The sequence below is a fragment of the Ensifer sp. GW821-FHT05G01 genome, from assembly GCF_059419585.1.
Genome location: NZ_JBWKSC010000017.1, coordinates 16,651 through 41,280, shown reverse-complemented (window position 1 = coordinate 41,280; position 24,630 = coordinate 16,651). Strand labels below are relative to the sequence as shown.

Genomic DNA, 24,630 nt, shown 5'->3' with positions numbered 1-24,630 from the left:
GCCAGAAGCCGAATTACCTAGCAAGAACCATTAGTTACCGCGCGGTTTCGCCAGGAGATACCCGATCGATTAAAACATGTTTCTTTTTCTCATGTTTATCAACTCGATAGCCATCCGACTTGGTTTTTCGGACGATGAGTACTCCCCGGGTCCCAGTCTTTTTCTAGAATCGCGTGTCATTAACGCAACATTGACAGAGGACCGAGCCACCAGACGAACACGAAACGGCAAGGCAACGAGCTATGCCTCCACCGGTTAACGAGGTCATGCTGATGCCGCGTCGGGTTATCCTCTGCGCACTTGTCCCTCCATTCTGCTCTTTCCGCACCCGTCGCCACGTGTAAAAAAAGTGAAGTGAACCTTGCCGGCCGCCGAGCGCACCATCTCGGCCGACAGGTCGACATCGCCGAGGATCCTGACACAGCGGTCGTAGTAGACCGCCCCTGCCCTTGTCAGTTCCACCCGCGGGGTCGAGCGATGGAACAGCTGCACGCCGCGTTCCTTCTCCGGCGACTGGATCTGACAGCTCAAGGCCGGCTGGGCGATATGCCCCCGTGCGGCGGCGCGACCGAAATGCAGCTCCTCGGCAACCGCCACGAAATAGCTCAGCTGGCGAAGTTCCATACCGTTCTTCGTCTTCCGAAAAGACACGCGCATGCAGGCACGCAGGACGGAATACGCCCAGCGAACAAAGCGGAATCATTGATGCTAATATCGATGCAGTGTATCCATATAGCGTCTAGGTATTTGCAAATACCCTGTATTGAAATGTTCAGCGTCCCCTCACCGAACGCCCTGCGGCTGGGCCTCCAACATCGGAACGGCGTCGAGGAGCATCTGCGTATAGGAATGCTGGGGCGCGGTGAAGATTTGGGTCGCGGTCCCCTGTTCCACGATCTCCCCATGACGCATCACCACGACGCGGTCGCACAGATGGTGGACGACGGACAGATCATGGCTGATGAATAGAAGTGTGATGTTGAGTTTGTGGCGCAGCTCGATCAACAGATTGATGACCTGTGCCTGGATCGACACATCGAGGGAGGCGACGGGTTCGTCGCAGATAATGACCTCGGGCTGCATGGCGAGCGCCCGGGCGATTGCTATGCGCTGACGTTGACCGCCCGAGAACTGGTGCGGATAGCGATCCGCCATCGCCGGATCGAAGGCGACGGCGCGCAGCCACCTGTTGACGTAGTCGCGGGCACCGCTGCGTGTGCAGAAACCGTGCGCGATGGGCCCATCGGCCAACGACTGGAAGATCGTACGGCGAGGATCCAGCGAGGCGAAAGGATCCTGGAAGATCATCTGCACGTGGGTGCCGAGCTTGCCCGTCGCCGAGCGCACGGGCTTGCCACCGATGCTGATCGTCCCTGACGTCGGCGCATAGATGCCGCACAGTATGCGTCCGAGCGTCGATTTGCCGGATCCGGATTCCCCGACCAGGCCGAGAATCTCGCCGCGGGCGATGGTAAGGTCTGCGGATATCACCGCATGGACCGGACAGAGGTCCCGTGCCAGCCCCCAGCGCATGGCGAGTGCCCGCAGGTAGCCAATGGGTGGAGCAAAGATCTTTCCGACCGCCTCCGCCCGCAAGAAGGCGGTATCGGCTGCAGCACCGATGGCAGCGCCGCCAAGCCCGCTCAGATCCATCGGGCCGGCGGCCTCGGTCGCAGCGGACGCCAGCGGCTCGCCGGGCTTCGAACGCGACGGCAGCGCGTCCAGCAACCCTTGCGTATAGGGATGCTGCGGATTGTGCAGGACCTGCCGCGCGGGGCCTTGTTCGACGATCTTGCCGCGCCGCATAACCGCTATGGTGTCGGCAATCGTGGAGACGGTTGCCAGGTCGTGGCTGACCCAGATCAGGGATATTCCGATCTCGGCGACCAGCGCTTTCACCATGCGCAAGATCTCGGCCTGCACCGAGACATCGAGCGCCGTGGTCGGCTCGTCGGCAATCACAAGCTGCGGACGATGGAGAAGAGCGATGGCAATGGCGACCCGCTGCCGCATGCCGCCGGAGAACTCGTGCGGGTACTGATCCACCTTGTTTTCCGGATCGACGATCTTGACCCTCGCCAGCGCCTCGACCGCGCGGCGGCGTATGTCGGCGTCCGATACCTTCTCGTGCGCACGAAGTGCCATGCCGATCTGATCGATGATCCTGACCACCGGGTTCAGCGTCATCATCGGGTCCTGGAACACCATGGAGATGTCCTTGCCCCGTATCTTGCGCAGCGCCTTTTCATGGAGACCAACCAGTTCGCGTCCGTTGAAGCGGATGGAACTGCCCGGCTGGATGCGGCCGGTCTCGTCCAGCAGGCCGATCAGAGAGAAGCCGGTGATCGACTTGCCCGAACCGCTTTCGCCAACCAGCCCCATGACTTCGCCACGCTTCAGCGTGAAGGAGATGTCATCCACCGACTTGACGGTGCCTTTTTCGGTCTCGAAATAGGTCCGCAGATTGCGGACATCCAGAAGGTCATTCATTTGCGCAGCCTCGGATTGAGCTGGTCCCGGATCTGGTCGCCGACGAGGTTGATCGCCATGATCAGGACGATCAGTGCGACGCCTGGATAGATCGCGATCCAGTAACGCCCGGACATGAGGTACTGGAAGCCGTTGGCGATCAGCATGCCGAGCGATGGTTCCGTCGGCGGCAGACCGACGCCCAGGAAAGAAAGGGTAGCTTCCAGGGATATGGCAGAGGCGATCTGAACCGTGGCGACCACGATGAGCGGCGGCAACGAGTTCGGCAGAATGTGGCGGGTGATGACGAACCAGCCGCTCATCGGAACGGAAAGGGCCGCCTGGACATAGTCCTTCTGGCGCTCGGCCGCCGCCGCGCCGTGGGCCGTTCGCACGAAATAGGCATATTGGGCAAAGACCAAGGCGAGGATCAACTGCGACTTGCCCTGGCCGAGGATCGCTGCCACGACGAAGGCCAGCAGGATCGCCGGGAAGGAAAGCTGGATGTCAACGATGCGCATGATGACGGATTCCGTGCGCCCGCCGACATAAGCGGCAAAACACCCCACCACTGCCCCGATCGAGAAGGCGATGGCACCGGCCACCAGACCCATCTGCAGGGAAATGCGCAGGCCGTAGACGATGGCCGAAAGCAGGTCGCGCCCCTGGCTGTCGGTGCCCAGCAAATGCACGATGCCGGTGGACCCGACATAGCCCGGCGGGCGGCGGGCATCGCGCAGCACCAGCGCCTTCAGGTCGTAGGGATCCTGAGGCACGAGGAACGGCGCGAAGATTGCCAAAAGGATGATGGCAACCACCACCGCAAGAGCGGCGACCGCAACCTTGTTGCGGCGGAACATGTGCCAGAATTCGGCGAGCGGTGAGACGGATCTTACCGCATTGGCTTCCATCGACATCTCAGCGCCTCCCCTGCCGCAGGCGTGGATCAAGCACCGCATAGGCGAGATCCACGCACAGATTGATGACCACGAACAAGGCAGAGACCAACATCAGGTAGGCGACCATGACGGGCCGGTCGAGCGATGTGATGGAATCGACGATCAGCTTGCCAAGCCCGGGCCAGCTGAAGATCGTTTCGGTGACGAGCGCGAAGGCAAGCGTCGACCCGAGCTCCAGCCCGAACACGGTGACCAGTGGGATCGAGATCAGCTTGAGCACGTGTCGGCGCAGGATGGTTCCCTCGGAAATGCCGGCGGCGCGCGCGAATTTGATCGTATCGGTCAGCATCACCTCGCGCGTGCCGGAGGCAGCCAGCCGGCACATCATCGACAGCTTGAACAGCGACAGGTTGAGGGCCGGCAGGACGAGATGTGACCAGCCATCCAGGGTAAGAAATGAAAACGGGATACCGAACAGCTCCGCCGTCTGCCCGCGCCCGCCCGCCGGAAGGATGCCGAACTGGACGGCAAAAACCATGATCAGCATCAAACCGATCCAGAAGGTCGGTACCGAGAAGCCCAGGATCGACACCGCCATGATGGCCTTGGAGAGCAGACTGTCGGGCTTGTAGCCGGCATAGACCCCGAGCGGAATGCCTATCAGGGAAGCGAACAGCACGGCGATCAGCGTCAACTCCAGCGTCGCTGGAAGGCGCTGCGCAATCAGCGTGACGACCGGCATGTTGAAAACGAAGGATCGCCCGAGATCGCCGGTCAACAAACGCTGCAGGAACTGGAAATACTGCTCCCACAGGGGCAGGTCGAGGCCATATTGCGCGATGATCTGCTGGCGCATTTCCTGCGTCACGTCTGGCGAGATCAGAACGTCAACCGGATTTCCGATGACGTAGACGCCCATGAAGACGAGCATGGACATGATCAGCAGCACGAAGAACGCCTGTCCCAACCTGCGAAAAATAAAGGATGCCATGTCTGCCTCTGGGTGGATGCGTAAGGGGGCAATGCGCCCCCAAGGTTTCAGTGCCAGCCGTGCTCGATTTCGTGGCGCGTCTCCTCGACGCCCACCTGCCATATCGCCAGCATGTCCGTATCGGGCCGCTGGAAGACGCCGTGGTAGTTGCCTTCGGCGATACGTTCACGCTTGCGACCGGCATCGACGCGCGCGGCGGCGGCAAAGTCGATCCGCTCCTTCTGGAAATTCGGGATCGGCGCACCCTCCAGACGGGTCCACGGGAAATTCTCCATCCAGCTCGCATGCGAGGCCGCGGGATCGATCTCCAACACCTTGGCCATGGTCTTGGGCGCACGCCACCAATCATGCAGCTTGACCGAGCAGTCACGGTTGCGGTTCAGCCATTCGCTGATCACCGGATTGACCGGCGTGTTGCCGCCATGCCCGTTGACGATGAGGATGCGTCGGAAGCCGGAACGATGGAGGCTGTCGAGCATATCCTCGAACAGGCCGATATAGGTGCGCAGCGACAGGGTCACCGTGCCAGGGAAATCGGCAAAACCTGAAGCCATGCCATAGGGCAGGCAGGGGAAGACCGGCACCCCGAGCGGCGCCGCCGCTTCCACGGAGACACGCTCGGCCAGGATCATGTCGGTGGCGAGACTGAGGTAAGCGTGCTGCTCGATGGAGCCAACCGGCAGAACACACCGATCGTCCTTCTTCACCCGCTCCTCCACCTGGCTCCAATGCATGTCCTGAATGCGCATAGTCCGTCCTTCTCGCTGCTCGGCCGCACCCGCCGGACGTCGCCCGTCCTGGCCATCAAATGGGAAGCCGCCTCCTGAATTAGTTCTTTATGGATCAAAAATTACGGTTGACGCAAGGGTTTTACGCCAAATAAGGTTCCATTTGAGATCAATATCGATTTTGTATGGGATGACAGCATGGACGAGGCGATGCGTCAGGCACTGTTTGAGGGACGGGCTGGCCGGGAGGAACCCCTGGTCACGCCCGACACAAAAATCGACGCCCTCATGCATGCGAAGCTCTGGGACAATCCCTGCTGGTTCTCGTACCGGCTGAACTTTCTGGCCCTTCATTTCAACAACCCGGTCTATGGCTACATTCAGCAGCAGTTGGGCCTGCTGCGGCCCGACTTCGTGGTGCTGTGGTCGCTCCATCTGGGCGGAAGCTCGACGATGACCGATGTCGTGCGCTCTTCCGGCTTCCCGAAGAACACGCTGAGCCGCGCGGCGAACAAGTTGACACGATTGGGCATGATCGATCGCCAGACCGACCCTGACGATCAGCGCCGCATCACGCTCGATCTGACCGAAAAGGGCCAGGAAGCGGTGGACCTCACCAAGGGCATGATGATCGAGCACGAGCGGCGCATGCTGGAGTGCCTCAGCCCCGCCGAGCGGCTGAACCTTTCCGAAATCCTGACCAAGCTCGTCACTGCATCGGGGCAGTGGCCGCAAATGATCGACAGCGACCAACAGGACGGAGACCTGTGATCAGCGAGGAGAACGGCTCGAGGCCGAACGGCCACGTCCGCACCAACGACATTCAATGAGAGAGGAACAAAATGCCAATAAAATCCATGCTCCGCGCGGCCCTGGTGGCCACCATCCTGTCCTCACCCGCCGCAGCACTTGCGGCCGACCTGGTGATCGCGACGAAAAACGGCCCGGCCTCGATGGATCCGCACTTCACCGCGACGTCGGCCAATGCCGAGGCGACGAAGCATATCTTCGACACGCTCCTGCGCTCCGGCAACAACCTTGAGATCCTGCCGTCGCTGGCCACCAGCTGGCAGGCGCTGGAAGACACGACCTGGGAGTTCAAGCTGCGCAAGGGCGTGAAGTTCCATGACGGCTCCGACTTCACCGCCAAGGACGTAAAGTTCTCCATCGAGCGCATCCCCAACGTCACCGGACCGAACCCCTCGACCATTTACGTGCGGCGCGTGGCCAGCGTCGAGGTCGTCGACGACTACACGGTGCGCGTGAAGACCAACGGCCCGGCGCCCACGCTGCCCAACGATTTCATTCGCCTGTTTGTCGTTTCCCACAAGGCCGCCGCCGATTACTCGACCAAGGACAGTTCCGCCGAAGGTTTCAACACCGGCAAGGCGACGATTGGCACCGGCCCCTACAAGTTCGTCAGCTGGGCGCCAACGCAGGACCTGGTGCTCGAAAAATTCGACGGCTACTGGGACGGCCCGCAGCCCTGGGACAAGGTGGTGCGCAAGGAAATCCCGAACGACGCTGCCCGCGTCGCCCAGCTGAAGGCCGGCCAGGTCGACCTTATTTCCAAGGTGCCGGCGACCGATCTCGCCAGCATCGAGTCCGATTCCGCACTGCAGGTGATCAAGACGGAATCGATTTACATCCCCTATCTGGAGTTCGACTTCCGAAAGGACTCCCCGCAGGTATGGGACAATGGTGGCAAGAAGCTCGACAAGAACCCCTTCCTCGATGCGAAGGTGCGTGAGGCCTTCGACCTGGCGCTCGACCGTGAAACCATCGTGGAATTTGCGCTCGAGGGCATGGGCGTCGTCTCCACACAGCTCGTCAGCCCCAACATCTTCGGCTACAACAAGACGATCGCTGCGCCGGCCTTCGACGTCGAGAAGGCGCGCAAATTGATGGCCGAAGCCGGATACCCCGATGGCTTCAAGGTTGCGCTCAGCTATGCAAACGATCGGATGCCGACGGAGCTTGGCCCGACCGTGGCCCAGATGCTGGCGGCGATCAACGTGACTGTCGATGTACAGGGCGTGCCGGCGGCAGTGTTCAATCCGGCCAAGACGCGTGGCGAATATTCGCTCTACATGGCGTCCTGGGGCACGCTCACGGGTGAAGCCAACTACATGCTGTCATCCCTCATGCACACCAACGACGCGGCCAAGTCGCTCGGCGCCTTCAACGTGCGCGGTTACTCCAATCCGCAAATGGACAAGCTGATCGAGGGCGCTGCGGTCGAGATGGACGAGGGTAAGCGCCGTGCCATGCTCGAGGATGCGAACCTGCTGGTGGCGAGCGACCGGCCGGATCTGCCGCTGGCCACGAACCTCTCCGCCTGGGGCGCCAAGGCTGACACGGTGACTTACGATCCGCGCTCGGACGAGGACACGCTGGCGATGGATGTCCATCCCAAGCAGTAACGAGCCAACTTGCATCTGGGGCACCGGTCAAAGGCCGGTGCCCTTTCTCGTAGAAATCGGAGAGTCCCATGACGAAATTCGCCCTTGCCATCCATGGGGGCTGCGGCGTGATGGCCAAGCTTGACCTCAGCGAGGCCGAATGGATTGCGGCCCGCCGGGACCTCGGGCGCGCGCTGAAGGCCGGCTACGCTGTCCTGAAACGCGGCGGAAACGCCATCGACGCGGTGCAGGCGGCCGTCGTCGTCATGGAGGACAGCCCGCATTTTAACGCCGGACATGGTGCGGCACTCAACGAGAACGCCATCCATGAGCTGGATGCGTCGATCATGGACGGAAAGACGCTGGCCGCCGGTGCGATCTGCGCGTCGCGCCGCATCCGCAATCCGGTGCTTGCGGCGCGCGCCGTCCTCGAACACGGTGACATGGTCATGCTTGCCGGCCCCGCGGCGGATCGTTTTGCCGAGGCCAGGGGACTGGCAGTGGAGGAACAGGCCTATTTCACCACCGAGCGGCGCAAACAGTCGCTGGCGGCGATGAAGGCACATGTTGCCGCCGGAACCCAGCTTGCCGCCAGCGAGTCGGAAAAGCACGGGACGGTGGGCGCGGTTGCACTTGACCAGCATGGCCACCTGGCCGCCGCGACCTCGACCGGCGGCTACAACAACAAGCCCGACGGACGGATCGGCGACAGCCCGGTCATTGGCGCGGGCACTTATGCGCGTGATGGCGTCTGCGCCGTCTCCGGCACCGGCAAGGGCGAATTCTTCATCCGCCATGTCGTCGGCCACGAGGTCGCCGCGCGCATGGCCTATCTCGGCGAGGATGTGAGGACGGCTTCGGCAAAAGTCATCATCGAGGACATGAAGCCACATAATATCGGCGCCGGCCTGGTCGCCGTCGACGCTGACGGCACCGTCGCCGCTCCCTACAATACCGACGGCATGTTCCGTGGCTGGGTCACCGAAGAAGGCGACTTCTATGTCGCCTCGCATTCGGAGGTCATGGCGTTGACCGGCGATTGACTGTCCCCCCAACAGGCTGAGGCATGACGCCAATCACGGTCGCCCGTGCGCCTGTCCTTCGTCATCGCCTCGCCCACGACGCCAACCGGAACGAAGTTCGGGTTGGGTTTCGCAGCAGCACCGGGTTCCCAGAAGCACTGGGGAAGCCGTCGGATGACCAAGTCACGATCTCGAAGATCGTCGCGGCGTGCTGCCAGGAACGCGCCTCTGCGGTAGGCGATCGGTTTTCGGGGCCAATCCAACCCGTCAATTCAGGCCGGCCCGGGCAAGCCCCTCGATGAGGCGCGCCCGATCCTTGGCGCGCACGAAAGAAGATGTTGCTCCGACGGCGTGCCGTGAGATGTCGGGGACGAGCGACTTGAGCCGTCCGAGCAAGTCCGTGGCAGCCTCCTCATTGCCCAGAAGTCCGGCACAGGCCGTGCCGATGACCAGTGGGACCGCGTGGCCGGACCGCAAGCGATGCGCCTCTCGTGCGCAGCTCAATCCGAGTTCGTAATCGCCGCCCTGGAAATAGGCCATGGCATAGTAAAACTGAAAGTCGCCGAGAAAAGCCTCGCGCGGGCTCAGCCTGAGAGCGTAGTCGATGCATGGAATGGCGGCCGCCGCGCGGCCCCCGTTGGCATGCGCAAGTCCCAACTGGCCATGGGCAAACGCGGAGTTGGGGTTGATGGCGACAGCCTGGCTGATCGCTGCCATCGCCAGGACATTGTCGCGCGTCGCAAAGGCTATCATCGCCTGCGCAAGGTACGCCCACGGTTCCTTATCGTCCGCGGCAATGGCTTGTTGGACGAAATCCCTGGCTAGGGCCAGGGCGAATCCCATGTCCTCCCACCCCTGGAACGCGCGCCACATGGTAATCCAACCTTTCATGGCGAGCGCCTGGGCATAACCGGGAGCCAGTCCGATTGCCCGATCGAGCAAAGGGAGCATCTTGCCGCTGCTCTCCTCAGACAGTTGCGAACACAGGAACATCGCCCGTACGACACATTCCCAAGCATCAAGGCCACGATGCGGCTTGGGGCTTTCGCGGGCATGCTCTGCCACCAGGAGTTCCGGCCCGATGCGGCCGACGACGCTTGCGGTGATTTCGTCCTGAATGACGAAGATGTCGCCAAGGTCGCCGTCGTACCTCTCGGCCCAGAGCTGGACTTCGGAGGCTGCATCGATGAGCTGCGCGGTCACCCTCATCCGGTTGCCGGACTTGCGGACACTCCCCTCGAGAATATAGCGGATCCCGAGTTCGCGCCCGATGGCGCGCACATCCACGGGCTTTCCCTTGTAGGTGAACATTGTGTTGCGGGCGATCACGAAGAAGCCCTTGAGCTTGGATAACGCGGTGGTGATGTCCTCGGTGAGCCCATCGCTGAAGAAGTCCTGCTCCGGGTCGGGGCTCATGGCGTTGAACGGCAGCACTGCAATGGATGGTCGGTCCGGAAGCGCGGGCCTTAGCGATACCGTTCCTGCTGTCGTCCTTCCCAAAAGCGCGCGGTACAGTCGCACGGGCCGCTCCATGTTCTTGAGCGCGCGTTCGCCGAGGTACTCGTAGTCGCAGTCGAGCTTGCCCTGGAGGTGATCGTACGCCGTGCCGGAAATGCAAATGCCGCCTGGATCCGCCAAGGTCTGGAGGCGGGCCGCGATGTTGACGCCTTCGCCGTAGAGATCCCCATCAACCTCATGGATCACATCACAGAGATTGACGCCGATCCGAAAGATGATGCGTTGCTCCGTCGGGATATCCGCCTGGTTTTCGGCAATCCCCCTCTGAACGGCGACCGCGCACGCGACGGCATCGACGACCGAGCCGAACTCCACGAGCGCACCGTCGCCCATCAGCTTGACAATACGGCCCCGATGGTCGGCCAGTAGCGGATCGATCACCTCCCGGCGCAGGCCCTTGAGGGCAGACAACGTCCCAGCCTCGTCATGTTCGACGAGGCGGGAATAGCCGACGACGTCAGCGGCCAAGATCGCGGCCAGCCGCCGCTCTGCTCTTGCAGTTGCCATGGCTGTCTCCCCTCAGGAGATCCGCCGCATGAAGCCCAGGCGATTGACGCGACATGCACCATCCGGGGGCCTGACACCACGACCGTGCTGGTTCATGTTACCACTGAGACGGTCATGTGGCGACGCTCCATCAGCCACGTGTCCCAATCTCAGGATGGTCCCGAGTGGGGTTTTCTAAACCCTGCCGATCCCCGTGTGCGTTTCTAGCGCCTAGAGGTACCAATCAGCATCCAGCGAACACGCCTCGATGTAGTCTATCTTCATCTCGCTAGGGATCGCACCAAACGCAACCCGGCTCTCCGCACCTCACCTGCGTTGGACCTCGTCGAAGACGAGCTCCGCCCATGGCGAGCCGCTGCTGCAACTGACCCTCGTTGGGCAGGCGAGAAAGGCGCGCCTGTTGCGATAGTTTTCCGCTCGCGATTGCTGCCTTCGTTATCTCTTCCGGAGCAACGAGTGGCAGATGGGAGCGTCGACCGTGGTCTCCTTCGTGCCGACCGCCAGCATTCATGCGCAACATTTTCGGGTCTCGGATCGGCCTTTGATAGTTTCGATCGGCCATCATCTCGATCGCCACAGTTGCCATGAATGCGCTTCACGCGGAGGACTTGTTCGAAGTTCGGCCCGTAGCCGGGGCTACGGGCCGTTTTGCGGGGATTTATTCCTCGATGTCGACCTTCTCGAAGCGGTGCGAGCCCAAGGGCTCCATCACATAGTTCGTTACCTTCTTCGACATCGGCAGCACAACGGTGGAGTGGGCAATCGGGACCCAGGGCGCCTGGTCGCTGATGATGGCCTGTGCCTCTTCGTAGAGTTTCGTCCGCTCGCCTTGATCCGCGCTGGTGCGCGCCTTCTGCAAGATCTCGTCGAGCGGCTTGGAGCACCAGTTGGCATTGTTGCTGCCGCCGACGCCGGAGCAGCTGAAGAAGTAGCTGAGCAGATTGTCGGGATCGCCGTTGTCGCTGGTGCCGCCCAGGATGATGGCGCCATCGCGCGCCTTGTCCCGCGACTTCTTGAGGTATTCGCCCCATTCGTAGGAGACGATCTCGACGCCGATGCCGACCTTGGCAAGATCCGCCTGCATCAGTTCTGCCGCACGGCGCGCGTTCGGCATATAGGGACGGCTGACGGGCATCGCCCAGATCTTCATCTTCAGATCCTTGACGCCGGCGTCGTCGAGCAGCTTCTTTGCCGCCTCCGGATCGTAGCTGTAGCCGTCGATCGAACCGTTATAGCCCCACATCGTCGGCGGCAGGACGCTCTTGGCCATCTGCCCCATGCCCTGATAGACGGAATCGACAATGGCCTTGCGGTCGATCGCCATGTTGATGGCGCGGCGCACCTCCAGCTTGTCGAACGGCGCGATCAGGGTGTTCATCGCGAGATAGGAGACGTTGAGACCAGGCTGTTCCAACACGGTCAGGTCCGCATTTGCCTTCAGTCCAGCGATGTCGGCCGGCGCCGGGTACGGCGCGACATGGCATTCGCCCGCCTGGAGCTTCTGCATGCGTGTCGTCGGATCGGTGGTGATCGCGAAGATGAGGTTGTCGATCTTCGGCGCGCCGTCCCAATAGTCCGCATTGGCGGCAAAGCGAATTGCTGCGTCCTGCTGGTAGTCGACAAATCGGAACGGCCCGGTGCCGACCGGCTTGCGGTCGAGGTCTTCGCGCCGTCCCTCAGCCGCCAGCTTGTCGGCATACTCCTTCGACATGATCGAGCCGAAGTTCAGGGCAAGCTTCGCGGGAAGCGACGCGTCCGGCTGCTTCAGCACGAACTTGACGGTCATTTCATCGACCTTGACGATGTCCTTGATCACCGATGGCATGTCCATCGCGTTGAACATCTCCCAGTTCGCACCGGGAAAATAGCTGTTCCACGGATCGGTCTTGTCCAGCTGGCGATGATAGGTGAAGAGCACGTCGTCGGCGTTGAAATCACGCGTCGGAGTGAAGGTGTCCGTCGACTGGAACTTCACGCCCTCACGCAGTTTCAGCGTGTATTCGAGATTATCGTCGGAAATCGTCCAGCTTTCGGCGAGGCCCGGAACGACGTTGGTCGTACCGCTTTCGAATTCGGTGAGGCGATCATAGATCGTTTCCGCCGAAGCGTCCCACGTGCTGTTGGCCGAGTAGAGCGCTGCATCGAAGCCCTCGGGCGCGCCCTCTGAGCAATAGACGAGTGTCTTGGCCATGGCCGGCGTCAGGGCGAGGCCCGAAAGCATCGTTGCAGCAAACAGAGAAACAACGGTCTTGCGCGTCCGCGCGAATTTCAGAGTCATTGACGTATCCTCCCTCGGGAATGGAATGCGAAATTTCCGGCAAATGTCTCGCCGGCAGGTCAATCAGCTTTGCCCGCAGTCGTGCCGAGGCCGCGGCCGGGCGCCCAGACGAGATCGGGTGCGGTCCAGATCACATCGTTGCGGATCAGTTTCACGAGTTCGCCCGCCTGCAGGTCGAGGAAACGCTCGCCCTTTTCTGCCGTTGCGCTGCGCGGATCGCCCCAGGTGCCGGTCACCGGCGCGCGCTCGGCGAAGGAATAGAACCGCGACACGTCCGCCGGCACATCGACAGGGTGCTGCTGGTTGCCGTAGGCCTGGCCGAACATCTCGGTCTTCACCGCGTCGGCGGCGATCGCCAACATGACGGACGCCTCACCTTCGCAAGCGTGATGAGCACCGGTGTCGACCTCGAAGATCTTGCCTGCCTCTTCCGGCGCCAGCATCCACGGCGTCGTGGCGACGATCGGCATGGCAAACTCGACCGCCAGTTCACGCACGGCAACCGCGAGCGGGTCCATGTTGCCGCCATGGCCGTTGACGATGAACAGCCGCGAGAAACCGAGCGTCTTCAGCGAGCGGACGATGCAGCGGATGACGCGGCCGAGCGTATCGTAGTCGAGCGTTATGGTTCCGCCGAAAGGAAGGTGGTGTTCGCTCATGCCGAGCCAGAGGCCAGGCAGAACGGCGACCGGGATGTCGTCGGCGACCAGACGGGCGGCACGAATGGCCGCAGCCGATGCGCTGGCGGTGTCGGTAATGACCGGTAGGTGCGGGCCGTGCTGTTCCAGCGAGCCGATCGGCAGGATGGCGAGCGCCCCCGGCTTGCCGGCGATTTCGCGCAGGCTGGGGGCGGTCATGCGCGCCCATTCAACTTCCTTCGTCATGTCAGGCCCTTTCATCAGATGTCCGGATCGCAGGCGCCCGGACCGCCATGCGCGCGACTGCGTCTGGCAACATTGCGAAACATGCGCAAACGGCAGCCGGCAGAGGGCGCCGATTTGCGCTGGTTTAGGTCACTGTTTTCTCCGGCAAGCGATGGGTCGGGTTTCGGCTGAGCGCCGCGGAGCGAACGGCGCCAAGTTTGCACAGTCGGAAATATCAATCAAATTATTTTTCGTATAAGAAAATTATATTTCTTAAAATGCCCACCTGGCGCAGCAAACGACATTGTACCGCTCCGCCGCCGCCCATGCGGACGGACGGCGAATGGCAGCTCCGGCGCTCGCTCGCGCCTCAGACCTGGGCCAGATGACACCGCGCGTGGCGCACCCCATCCCCGAGGCGCCGCAGATCCTGCGGCGCCTCGCAGCCAGTGGCGGCCTTGCCGCACCGTTCCCGGTAGAAGCAACCGGTCGGCAGTTTGCGGTTGTTTGGAAGCTCCCCGATCCGCACCTCGGCAAGGGTCGGCAACGGCGTTTCGAAACTCGGAGCCGAGGCCAGAAGCGTCCGGGTGTAAGGGTGCCGCGGATTGCCGAGAACCGCGTCGGCCGGACCTGATTCAACGATCTGGCCGAGATACATCACAGCGACGTCGTCGCAGAAATGGCGCACCAGCGCGACGTCGTGGGAAATAAGCAGGTACGTCAGACCCCGCTCCCGCTGCAACTTCAAGAGCAGGTTGACGATCTGCGCCTGCACCGACACATCGAGCGCCGACGTCGGCTCGTCCAACACCATGAGATCAGGATCCGTGCTCATGGCACGGGCGATTGCGATGCGCTGGCGCTGGCCGCCGGAAAATTCGTGGGGCAGACGATCCAGATGTTCCGGCCTCAAGCCGACGGCGGCGGCCAGTTCCGCCGCTTTGGCATGCAGTTCGGCATTGCTGTGTCCGCCGCGAATGTGCAGCGGTTCGCTGATCAGCCGCCAGACCGGCAGCCGCCGATCGAGCGAGGATTGCGGATCCTGGAAAACGATCTGCATCTTCTGCCGCAGGTCGCGCTTCTGCCTTCCCTGTGCCGCCTGAAAATCCTGGCCGTCGATCGCCACCGAGCCCTTTTCGTACGGCGCAAGCCCGATGATCGCCTGGGCGAGCGTGCTCTTGCCGCAACCGGACTCGCCGACAATGCCGAGGCTTCCGCCGCCACGAACCTGAAGGCTGACACCGTTGACGGCGTGCACATGTGAGGTGGCGCGGCCGAGCCAGTCTCGGGATGCCGGAAAGCGGACAGTGAGATCGGAAACCGCCAGAACCGGTGGGACTATCGTGTCAAAACCTTCGGTCATTGCCGGCTCCCCTGCTCTGCTATTTCCGGCCCGACACCTCGCCGCCAGCACGCGACCTCTCGGCCATCGGCCCCCGCCAGTTGCGGAGACCGGGATCGACAGAGGTCGATCGCTTCCTTGCATCGCGGCTGAAAATAGCAGCCGGCAGGCGGATGCATCAGGTTCGGTACCGCGCCGGTGATCGCTTCGAGTTCCTGCTTCGGCGCCACCCGTTCCGGCAGACAGCGCAGCAACGCCTGGGTATAGGGATGCTGCGGCGCATCGAGAACGGTTCGGGTCGCGCCATGCTCGACGATCCTGCCGGCGTACATCACGTAAAGCCGGTCGCAGAGCTGCGACACGACCGCGACGTTATGCGAGATGAAGATCACCGACGTCCCGGTCCGGCGCGCACGGTTCTGGATAAGCCGCAGGATCACGGCTTGCACAGTGACATCGAGCGCGGTCGTCGGCTCGTCGGCAATGATGAGGCCGGGATTGCACGAAAACGCCATGGCGATCAGCACCCGTTGGCGCATGCCGCCGGATAGTTCGAAAGGGTATTGCTTCATGACGCGCTCGGGGTCGCCGATCAGCATGTCGGCGAGAATATCCCGCGCAATGCGCCTGGCATCCGGCAAGCTTGCCTCCTCGTGACGCATGATGACGTCGGTCAGTTGCTTGCCGATGCGGATCGTCGGGTTGAGCGCGTTCATCGGCTCCTGGAAGATGGTCGAGACCATCTTACCGCGCACGTCCTGCAGCTGGCTGTCGTCCATGGTCAGCGTGCTATGGCCAAAGAGCCTGACGGATCCGCCGGTGATCCTGTAGCGTCCTTTGGGCAGCAGTCCTGTGGCCGCCATGGTCGTCACCGATTTGCCGCAGCCGGACTCGCCGACGATCCCGACGATCTCTGCCTTTGCGACGTTGATCGACACATTGTCGAGCGCCTTGATCGCGCCACTGAAGGTTGGAAACTCCAGCGACAGATTGTGAATGGCCAGCGCCTGGCCGCGAGATTGGACGGTATCTGTCATCATCTGCCCCTCAGGCGCGGATCGAGCATATCGCGGATGCCGTCGCCGACGAGATTGCATCCCATGGCCGTGATCAGAATGGCGAGACCGGGGAAAGTGGCGTACCACCACTGATCGAGCATGTAGCTGCGGCCGCTGCTGACGAGCGCGCCCCATTCCGCGGTGGGCGGCTGCGCACCGAGGCCGATGAAGCTGAGGGCGGCCGCGATCAACACGACCCCGCCCAGATCGAGTGTCGCCTGCACGATGATCGGCGACATGGCGTTTGGCAGGATATGCCAGCGCAGAATGTAGAACGGTGAGGCGCCAAAGGTGCGCGACGCCTTGACGAAAACCTGCTCGCGCAAGGAAAGCGTCTGGCCTCGGGCCAGGCGCACGTAAGCTGGAATGCGCACGATCGCCACGGCCAGCATGGAGTTGAATAGGCTCGGGCCAAGGGCCGCCGCCAGCGCCATGGCCAGCACCAGCGCCGGCAAGGCAAGGACGACATCCATCAACCGCATGATGGCGGTGTCAATCCGCCCGCCGACCACGCCGGAAAAGCAACCGATCAGCACCCCGATCGACATCGAAATCAGCACAATCATGAAGGCGGCGCCGCAGGACGCCCTTGCCCCGTAGATCACCCGCGAGAACAGGTCGCGGCCGACCTCGTCGGTACCGAACCAATGGGCAGCACTCGGTGGCAACAGGCGCGCCGTCAGCGCGACCTTGTCCGGGTTGTATGGTGCGATCACCGGCGCGGCGATGATCATGATGAGGACGAGCAGGATGATGGCAGCGCCGACCAGGGTCAGCGGGCTCCTGCGGCTGAGATACCAAAGGTAACGCAGGCGCTCGGAGATGGACTTGCTACTGCGCATCGCGGGGCTCGCCGCGGCAGGTTCGGTCGGCATGACGACGGACATGATCAGACCTCCCTGATCTGCGGATCGGCGAGCATGTAGGCAAGATCGACCAGGAGGTTGATCAGCACATACCCGATGGAAGCGACGATCGTGAAACCCATGATGGCGGGAAAATCGAGCGTCTGAATGGAGGTGACGACGTAGGTGCCCATGCCGGGCCAGGCGAAGATCGTCTCGGTCAGCACCGCGCCATAAAGGAGGTCGCCTAGCGCCAGCCCCAGCAGCGTGATGGAAGGGATCAGCGCGTTTCGGAGCGCATAGTTGAAGATGATCATGCCCTTGCGCAGGCCACTGGCGCGCGCGGTGCGAATGTAATCCTCCTGCAGCACATCCAGCATGGAGGCACGTATCTGGCGCGTGATCACGCCCATATTGGCAAAGGCCAGCACGAAGCCCGGCAGGATGATGTGGTAGACGGCGCTGCGGAAGGCATCGAAGCGGCCTTGCAGTAGCGAGTCGATCAGCAGGAAGCCGGTGATGCGCTCCGGCACAACGATGCCCATGGCCAGACGGCCGCTGCCGGGCAGGATCTGGAACTTGGCGTAGAAAAGATAGATCAGGATAAGGCCGAACCAGAACACCGGCATCGAGATGCCGCAGACCGAGACCGTGCGAGCGATCTGGTCGATCGGCCCGTCCTTGTAGACCGCCGACAGCACGCCGAGCGGCACGCCCAGACAGATGGCGATGAAGAGCGCGACTGCTCCAAGCTCCAAGGTCGCCGGCAGGAAGGTGCGGATATCGCCGGCAACAGGGCGGTTGGTGCGAAGCGATGTCCCGAGATCCCCCTGCAGCAGATTGCCGATATAGATGGTGAACTGTTCGACGACAGGTCGATCCAGACCCAGGTTGCGCCTGACGTTTTCAAGCGTTTCGGCGCTCGCCCGGTCGCCGGCGATCATGCGCGCCGGATCTCCCGGTATGAGATGCGAGATCGTAAACGTGATGATGGCGACGCCTAACACCACGAAAAGCAGAAGTACCAGACGCGGAATGATGATGCGGGTGATTGCCATGAACGTCGGCCCTTCCGGCAGGAGAACCCTGCCTTGCCTGGGAAACGATGAACCCCTGCCGCCACGGCCGTTAAGGCTGGCGGCAGGTGCTCCGTGGAATGAGGCCGGTCAAGGCCACGGGATCGCTCTGATCCCGCTTTCTCATTCCGTTTTCGACATCGTTCCGAAGTTGTAGACCTGGATCAGCATGGGATTGTAGACATAGCCTTTCACGACCGCGCGGCGGGCGAAGATGTCATTCTTTTCCATGATGTAGAGATAGGGCGCATCCTGCGTCGAAAGCGTCTGCGCTTCGACATAGAGTTCCTTGCGCTTCGCCTCGTCGACGATGGATCCCGCCTCTTTCACGAGTTCGGTCACCTTGGTGTTGTCGTAGAAGGAACGGTTGCCCGGACCACCCATTTTTCCGGCGTCGAACCAATAGTTCATGAACATGTAGGGATCGGCAAAATCAGGCGTCCAGGCGCCAGGCGCCATGTCGAACTTGCCGTTGGCCACCAGTTCGCGTTTGGTCGTGTCGGCGACCGCTTGCAGGTCGAGCTTGATGCCGATTTCCGCAAGAGACGCCTGCAGCGCAAGTCCGACCGGCTCCCACGCAGGATCGGCCTGGGAGAAGGTGTAAGTCAGGTGGATGTCGCTCTTGCCGGAGTCGGCCAGCAGGGCCTTCGCCTTCTCGACATCGTATGTGTACTGGAAACCCTGCGGGTCGTGGCCCCACATGCCGCTCGGCACCGCGCCGCGCATCTGCTTGGCCTGACCGAGCATGATGCCGTCGATGATGCCTTGATAGTCGACCGCATAGGAAATCGCCTGGCGCACCTTGGCGTCATCCAGCGGCGGCTGGCGGTTGTTCATGTAGATGTAGTTCACATACATGCTGGGATTGCTCTCGACCACGACGGAGGCGTCCTTCTGCAGCGCCTCCGCCTGATCGAGCGGGATCTGTTCGATGATGTCGGCATCGCCGCTCGTCAGTTGCAGACGACGGGCCGAGACGTCGCCGACGATGCGGATGACGACCTGCTTCAGCGCCGGCTTTGTGCCGGCGTAATGTTCGTTGCGGTCGAGCACGATGCTCTGGTTGCGCTCCCAGGAGGCGATACGGTAGGGGCCGCTGCCTGCGGAGTGTTCCGCAAGCCAGGCCTTCGCCATGTCGCCGCCCTTCTCGTGCTCCATCACCTTCGGATTGACGATGGCCGCGCCGGAGACGGCGAGTGTCGAGATAAAGGGCGCGAATGGCGCCGTCAGATGGAATCTCACCGTCTGCGGATCGACGACCTCGACCTCTTTCAGCACCGGAAACGCGTCGGAGGGACCCGCTTTCAGCTTCATCAGCCGGTCGAAGCTGAATTTGACGGCGGCCGCATCGACCGGTGCGCCGTCATCGAACTTGTGGCCGCTGGCAAGCTTGAAGGTCCAAACCAGGCCGGCGTCGTCGGCGGTCCAGCTTTCGGCCAGTTCCGGTGCGACTTCCGTTGTGCCGCCCTTGTAGGCGACGAGCCTTTCATAGGCTGCGTAAATCAGTGTGTAGCCGCTGTTGCTGATTTCAACGCCTGGATCTGCGGTCGGCGGATCTTCCGCTCGCGCCAGCACCAGCACGTCCTGCGCTGCGATCGCGCCGGAAAGCGGCGTTGATGCCAGAAGCAAGGCAACGCCAATCGATTTCCACTTGGAACCGTTCATCTCGTAGTCCTCCCCAGAACTGCGGTGCACGATGCCCTCCCGGCACCAACCGCAGCACTAGAGTAGGAAACGATTTTCCTAAGTGCAATATTTTTTCTTATCGTACTCGTTTTTAGTTGTGTCAGCTCTTGAGCTTGATCGTCTGGGCGTTCGACAATGTGGAAACCAACTCGGTTTCCGGGGTCGAGCAAACGCACAGGATCTGCGCCGGCTCTTCGCTCACACTGAGATAGGCATGCCCCATCATCGCATCGAAGTAGCAGGAATCGCCCTTCTTGAGCCGCAAGGGCGCATAGATCTCGGTATGAAGCTCGAGCTCCCCTTCGACAACGTAGAAGAACTCCTCGCCCTTGTGGCGGATCAGCGGCCCGAATTCCTCGAGGGTGCGGGCGCGAGCCATCGCCACGATCGGAACCATCGACTTCTTCGAAATCTCCGTACAGACATAGAGATAGTCGTAGTTCTGCGTAATGATCTCCCGCCCCTCGCCAGATCTGGTGTAGGTGCGGCGCCCCAGCATGCTGGGCGCATCCTCGGCACCCGTCATGGTCCCGAAGAGCTCGACGATATCGACCTTGAGGCCCTGCGCCAGCTGGATCAACCGGTCATAAGTAAGCTGCATCTGGTTGTTTTCGACCTTGGAGAGGGTCGAGACTGCAAGCCCCGTCATGGAACTCACTTCTGCCAGCGTCCAGCGATTGCGGTTGCGAATCTCCTTCAGGATATCGCCGAGGGTGGATTTCGCATCGGTCATTGTAGGCGTCTCCAATTTGCCTGCAGCCGTCACGACCGCCTGCCGGTCTCGACTCAGCCCGCGACGCGGCAGAATCCGATTGGCATGATAGGAAAACCATTTCCTATAATACGTGGCCGAAATCAACATCGGCTCGAAAAGCTATGCCATCCCTTGCATGCCGGCGTCATCGGCGCGGCCTGCAGATCATCCCTGCCGCAATGACGACAGGGATGGCTGGCCAGGATCTATGCAGTGAGCGCCGCCGCATGGCGTCCGTCCTCCTGCGCGAACGGGTCGGCGACCTTCGGCCAATAGGGGCGCTTCAGTTTGGTGAAGGGCAGCTCCTCGAAGTGGGGTTGCAGGGCGCCGGGGCCGCCGACATAGAGGATTTCGCTGGCGATGGGCTCAAAACCGGCGCGGAAGTGGTTGCTCGATTTCACCACGACAATCTTCCTCTGTGCGGGGTCCAGGCCCAGCGCTGTCATGCATTCCGGGTGGAAGACCTGTGTGCGCACGGTGTTCAGCACGATGTCGACACCGCCTGCCGTAACCCACACCGCGTCGCCGATGCCAAGCGGCGTCGGCCCGAAGCGCTGGGTGATGCCGGAGGCAATACGTCTGATCGTCACGGTGAGGTCCAGTGGGTTGCCAGATGCCGGCCCGACCTTGCCGCCGATCCTGAGCGCCAGCGTCGCCCCCTCTCCCGCCTCGCGGCACAGGCGCACTGCAATCGGATCCCAGTAGAGGCAGGTCGCCACATCCTCGATGCCGCGCTCTATGATGCGGCGCAGGATGAAGGTCGAGTCTCCAGGGGCTCCACCGCCGGCATTGTCGGAGACGTCGGCCAGCACAACCGGTCCGCTCTTTGCAGCGACGGCCTGGTCCAGCGCGGCATCGATGCTGAGATAAGTGCCACGCATATCCTCACGCGCAGCGAATATCTCCCTTCCGAAGGCCTCGGCGGTCCGAGCGGCTTTCGCCTTGTCGTTGTCGGTAACGACGAGCATCCTGGCGCCGACATCTTCGACGTCTCCCCAGGGGAAGCCGTGACCGAAGGAGACCGAGAGAATGCCATCCTGCCCCTCCAGCGCCTTCATGCGATCGACGATGCCGCGCAATGGCGCGCGATGCGGGTGGAAGGTGTTGATCATCCGGCAGTCATAGAGCGCCATTGCCGGGCGAACCTCGCCCGCAAGGGTTCGCTTCATCAACCGGAACAATTGGCTGGCAACCTCTTCGATGTCGGTGTGCGGATATTCCTTGTAGGTGGCGATCACGGTCGCGCTCGAGAGCATGCGATCGGTGATGTGGCAATGCAGATCGAGCTCGGCGGCAACCGGGACATTCGGCCCGACCACTGCGCGCACATGCTCGATCAGATCGCCCTCGACATCGTCATAGCCGTCTGCGACGCAGGCGCCATGCAGCGCCAGCATGACGGCGTCCACCGGCAAAGCCGCCTTGAGGTCGTGGAGGATGGTGGCGCGGAAGCTCTCATAGACCGCCCGCGTGGTCTTGCCGCCGGGCTCGGCCACGGCGCAGAGACTTTCCACCACGTCCCAGGCTTCTTCTTCGGCCGCATTGCGCCAGACCAACATCTGCGACGAGCAGCACGTGAGTGGCCTGCTTGTCGCGTCGCCGTAGGCGATCAGGTTTTCCTGGAAAGCCTCAAGCCCCGTCTGCATCGGCGAGAAGGTATTGGTTTCGGTGTCCAGACCCGCAATAAACAGTTTCATTTTTGCCTCCGCCAAAAAGAAAGATATTTTCTAATCATAAAACTATGTTTATCGTCGGAAAGTCAAATGCATCATTCGCGCTCTTGCGCGGCTGGCCGGGGAGGCAGGTATGCGCATCTACATTTCAGCTGATATCGAGGGGATCGTCGGGGTCGTCAGCCGCGACCAGCTGATGCCGGAAGGTTTCGAATACGAGAACGCGCGCCGCTGGATGACGGACACCGTTGTCCACGCCTGCGAGGCCGCGCATGAGGAAGGCGTCGAGGAAATCATCGTCAGCGATTCCCACGGCAATGGCGAGAGCATCCTGATCGACCGCCTGCCAGACTATGTGCAGATCGTTCGCAGCTGGCCGCGGCCGCTGATGATGATGCAGGGCGTCGAGCTCGGTTCCTTCGTCGGTGCGATGCTTCTCGGTTACCACGCCGGGGCAAGCCATTTAAGTGGGGTGCTGTCGCACACGATCGGCGGCACGGCCTTCGCCGAAGTGCGCATCAACGGTGCCGTCATGCCGGAGGCAGGCATCAACGCCGCCATTGCCGGACATTTCGACGTGCCCGTCCTTCTCGCCTCGGGCGACAACATCGCCCTGGACGAAATCAGGGCCTGCATCGGCGATATCGTCACGGTGCCGGTCAAGCAGGTCTACAGCACGCAATCGGCGATATCGCTGACGCCGGCCGTCGCACATCGCCGCATTCGCGAGGGCGTCAAGGCGGCGCTGGCGACAGCCAGTGGGGCAAAACCCTTCAAGCTGGAAAACCCCGTCCTGGAGATCGTGTTCCGAAACCGCCTTCCGGCCGAATACCTCTCCTACCTCAAGGGTGTCGAGCGCACCGACGGTTACACGATCCGCTACCAGGGCGACGACATGGTCGACGTCTCACGTTTCATCCAGTTCGTGGTCGGCTACAATTCGCGCCTGACTTTCTGACAACTTCGCTACGGAATCCATCCATGACCACCTCGATTGTCCTCGGCGCCGGCATGGTCGGCGTCTCCACCGCGCTTGCCTTGCAGGAGAACGGGCACCAAGTCGTGCTGCTGGATCGCCAGGCGCCCGGGCGGGAAACCAGCTATGGCAACGCCGGCATCATCCAGACCGAGGCCGTCGAGCCCTATGCCTTCCCCCGCAGCGTAAGCGAGATCGTCAGGGTGGCGCTGAAGCGTGGCAATGACGTCGACTGGCGGCTTCGCGATTTGCCACTCGTGGCAGGGCCGCTCTTGCGCTATTTCACGCTGTCTGCGGCGGCACCCTACGCCAGAACCATTGCGGCCTATTCACAGCTCGCCCTGCGTGCGAGCGGCGATCACGCGCGCTTTATCGAGCCCGCCGGCGCCAACGACCTGATCGTCCGGCAAGGGTGGCGCGCCGTCTATCGTACGCCCGCGGGTTTCGAAGCGGCTGCAGCCGATGCGGAGCGGCTGAAGCGTATCTATGGCGTGCCGTCAGATGTGTTGGGCGCGGACGAACTTGCCGCATGCGAACCGGCGCTCCAGCGTCGGCTTGCAGGTGCCGTCCATTGGACCTCACCCTGGACTTGTCGCGACCCGGGCGAGCTGGTTGCCCGCTACGCCGCTCTCTTCGTGGCGCGCGGAGGAACACTCGCCCGCGGCGACGCCATGTCCTTGCAGCAGAAGGGTGCCGGTTGGCACGCATTGTCTGAGGACGGTCTTGTCAACGCAGAAAACGCGGTCGTTGCCCTCGGGCCATGGTCGCCGACGCTCGCAAGCGCGTTCGGCTATCGCATACCCATGGTGTTCAAGCGCGGCTACCACAGGCATTTTTCGGGCCAGAACGGGCCACGCGTCTCAATGCTGGATGTCGACAATTCCACGCTGGTTGCGCCGATGAACGCGGGATGGCGGGTCTTGACTGGCGCGCATATGACGCCGCCGGGAACAGCGCCGGCATCGCGGCAAATTCGGCACGCCACCGACACCGCACGCGAGCTTTTCGCGCTGCGCGATCCCGTCGAATCCACGCCATGGTCGGGGACCCGTCCCTGCATGCCCGACATGCTGCCTGTCGTCGGCCCGACCCGGCACAAGGGCCTGTGGTTCCATTTCGGCCACGGCCATCAGGGGTTCACCTTGGGGCCGACGACCGCCGTCCTCCTTGCAGGGCTGATGACAACGGGCCGCGCTGATCCGCTTGTACTCCCGCTGCTTCCGTCAGCGCGGGGCTGGGCGTAGCGCAGCCGCAAAGACCACGGCGGGTAGATCGACATCGTCAGGGATTCTCGCACAGCAGTCGGAGTGGATCGCTTCGGCCCTGGTGAGTTTCATCCACTGTGTCGGAGCCATTTCGTGGCGGTTGTCGAGGAGCTCCATTTCGGTCGTGCGGCATCGATCGGCGCCCGCACGTTCTTTTCGGCAGTGCATGGCGTGATCTCCGTAAGCCTGGAGGGTCGCTTCGCGGGCATAACGCCCGAATTGCTGGAGCGGGAAGTTACGGTGCTTACCCGCCTTCTCGCGCACAACTCCAGCTGACA

At 62.2% G+C, this 24,630-nt stretch carries 20 protein-coding genes and 1 pseudogene; 6 read left to right on the top strand and 15 right to left on the bottom strand.

Annotated features, from left to right (window positions below; all coding sequences use genetic code 11):
- Positions 1-360 precede the first annotated feature (360 nt).
- From AC07UR_RS30995 to AC07UR_RS30975, 5 genes and pseudogenes are all read right to left on the bottom strand, one after another.
- Positions 361-624 (bottom strand): annotated as a pseudogene (locus AC07UR_RS30995) (LysR family transcriptional regulator); the annotation flags it as partial.
- Between the two features lie 159 nt (positions 625-783).
- Complete coding sequence (locus tag AC07UR_RS30990; RefSeq protein ID WP_209792708.1) at positions 784-2,490, bottom strand: dipeptide ABC transporter ATP-binding protein; 1,707 nt, start codon at positions 2,488-2,490, stop codon at positions 784-786.
- Positions 2,487-3,386, bottom strand: coding sequence for an ABC transporter permease (locus tag AC07UR_RS30985; protein ID WP_209792709.1), 900 nt, complete (start codon positions 3,384-3,386; stop codon positions 2,487-2,489). The genes AC07UR_RS30990 and AC07UR_RS30985 overlap by 4 nt, the downstream gene beginning before the upstream one ends.
- 1 nt (position 3,387) lies before the next feature.
- The gene (locus AC07UR_RS30980) at positions 3,388-4,359 is read right to left on the bottom strand and encodes an ABC transporter permease (protein ID WP_209792712.1); all 972 of its coding nucleotides are present in this window, start codon (positions 4,357-4,359) and stop codon (positions 3,388-3,390) included.
- 47 nt (positions 4,360-4,406) lie between these two features.
- Positions 4,407-5,108 (bottom strand): creatininase family protein, encoded by a 702-nt coding sequence (locus tag AC07UR_RS30975; protein ID WP_209792714.1) that lies wholly within the window; start codon positions 5,106-5,108, stop codon positions 4,407-4,409.
- 177 nt (positions 5,109-5,285) lie between these two features.
- Between AC07UR_RS30975 and AC07UR_RS30970 the strand changes: the two genes are divergently transcribed.
- The 3 genes from AC07UR_RS30970 (at position 5,286) to AC07UR_RS30960 (ending at position 8,532) form a co-directional block, all read left to right on the top strand.
- On the top strand, positions 5,286-5,858 hold the full coding sequence (locus AC07UR_RS30970; protein WP_209792716.1) for a MarR family winged helix-turn-helix transcriptional regulator: 573 nt from the start codon (positions 5,286-5,288) through the stop codon (positions 5,856-5,858).
- Positions 5,859-5,929: 71 nt separating this feature from the next.
- Entirely contained in the window at positions 5,930-7,510 is a 1,581-nt protein-coding gene (locus AC07UR_RS30965; protein ID WP_209792718.1) for an ABC transporter substrate-binding protein, read from the top strand.
- Positions 7,511-7,578: 68 nt separating this feature from the next.
- On the top strand, positions 7,579-8,532 hold the full coding sequence (locus AC07UR_RS30960; RefSeq protein WP_209792720.1) for an isoaspartyl peptidase/L-asparaginase family protein: 954 nt from the start codon (positions 7,579-7,581) through the stop codon (positions 8,530-8,532).
- Positions 8,533-8,778: 246 nt separating this feature from the next.
- Here the strand turns inward: AC07UR_RS30960 and AC07UR_RS30955 are convergent, their stop codons facing one another.
- The 10 genes from AC07UR_RS30955 to AC07UR_RS30910 all read right to left on the bottom strand — a co-directional run bounded on the left by AC07UR_RS30955 (position 8,779) and on the right by AC07UR_RS30910 (position 22,135).
- Complete coding sequence (locus AC07UR_RS30955; protein WP_209792722.1) at positions 8,779-10,536, bottom strand: adenylate/guanylate cyclase domain-containing protein; 1,758 nt, start codon at positions 10,534-10,536, stop codon at positions 8,779-8,781.
- A gap of 658 nt (positions 10,537-11,194) precedes the next feature.
- The gene (locus AC07UR_RS30950) at positions 11,195-12,814 is read right to left on the bottom strand and encodes an ABC transporter substrate-binding protein (RefSeq protein WP_412728415.1); all 1,620 of its coding nucleotides are present in this window, start codon (positions 12,812-12,814) and stop codon (positions 11,195-11,197) included.
- Positions 12,815-12,873: 59 nt separating this feature from the next.
- Positions 12,874-13,698, bottom strand: a complete 825-nt coding sequence (locus AC07UR_RS30945) for a creatininase family protein (RefSeq protein ID WP_209792724.1) — start codon at positions 13,696-13,698, stop codon at positions 12,874-12,876.
- A gap of 349 nt (positions 13,699-14,047) precedes the next feature.
- Positions 14,048-15,040 (bottom strand): oligopeptide/dipeptide ABC transporter ATP-binding protein, encoded by a 993-nt coding sequence (locus AC07UR_RS30940; RefSeq protein ID WP_209792726.1) that lies wholly within the window; start codon positions 15,038-15,040, stop codon positions 14,048-14,050.
- Entirely contained in the window at positions 15,037-16,056 is a 1,020-nt protein-coding gene (locus tag AC07UR_RS30935) for an ABC transporter ATP-binding protein (protein WP_173422443.1), read from the bottom strand. Before AC07UR_RS30935 ends, AC07UR_RS30940 begins: the two co-directional genes overlap by 4 nt.
- Entirely contained in the window at positions 16,056-16,964 is a 909-nt protein-coding gene (ddpC, locus tag AC07UR_RS30930) for a D,D-dipeptide ABC transporter permease (RefSeq protein ID WP_234903017.1), read from the bottom strand. The genes AC07UR_RS30935 and ddpC overlap by 1 nt, the downstream gene beginning before the upstream one ends.
- Before the next feature lie 2 nt (positions 16,965-16,966).
- Positions 16,967-17,980: an ABC transporter permease gene (locus tag AC07UR_RS30925; protein ID WP_209792730.1), complete on the bottom strand. Its 1,014-nt coding sequence runs from the start codon at positions 17,978-17,980 to the stop codon at positions 16,967-16,969.
- 141 nt (positions 17,981-18,121) lie between these two features.
- Positions 18,122-19,693: an ABC transporter substrate-binding protein gene (locus tag AC07UR_RS30920; protein WP_327795897.1), complete on the bottom strand. Its 1,572-nt coding sequence runs from the start codon at positions 19,691-19,693 to the stop codon at positions 18,122-18,124.
- Between the two features lie 91 nt (positions 19,694-19,784).
- Positions 19,785-20,417 carry a helix-turn-helix domain-containing protein gene (locus tag AC07UR_RS30915; protein ID WP_209792732.1) on the bottom strand — a complete coding sequence of 211 codons (633 nt, stop codon included), beginning with the start codon at positions 20,415-20,417 and terminating at the stop codon, positions 19,785-19,787.
- Between the two features lie 227 nt (positions 20,418-20,644).
- Complete coding sequence (locus tag AC07UR_RS30910; RefSeq protein ID WP_209792734.1) at positions 20,645-22,135, bottom strand: M81 family metallopeptidase; 1,491 nt, start codon at positions 22,133-22,135, stop codon at positions 20,645-20,647.
- A 109-nt stretch (positions 22,136-22,244) separates the two neighbouring features.
- Between AC07UR_RS30910 and AC07UR_RS30905 the strand changes: the two genes are divergently transcribed.
- The 3 genes from AC07UR_RS30905 to AC07UR_RS30895 all read left to right on the top strand — a co-directional run bounded on the left by AC07UR_RS30905 (position 22,245) and on the right by AC07UR_RS30895 (position 24,628).
- Positions 22,245-23,069: a M55 family metallopeptidase gene (locus AC07UR_RS30905; protein WP_209792736.1), complete on the top strand. Its 825-nt coding sequence runs from the start codon at positions 22,245-22,247 to the stop codon at positions 23,067-23,069.
- Positions 23,070-23,092: 23 nt separating this feature from the next.
- Positions 23,093-24,331 carry an NAD(P)/FAD-dependent oxidoreductase gene (locus AC07UR_RS30900; RefSeq protein WP_209792739.1) on the top strand — a complete coding sequence of 413 codons (1,239 nt, stop codon included), beginning with the start codon at positions 23,093-23,095 and terminating at the stop codon, positions 24,329-24,331.
- A 114-nt stretch (positions 24,332-24,445) separates the two neighbouring features.
- Positions 24,446-24,628, top strand: a complete 183-nt coding sequence (locus tag AC07UR_RS30895) for a hypothetical protein (protein ID WP_209792741.1) — start codon at positions 24,446-24,448, stop codon at positions 24,626-24,628.
- Positions 24,629-24,630 lie beyond the last annotated feature (2 nt).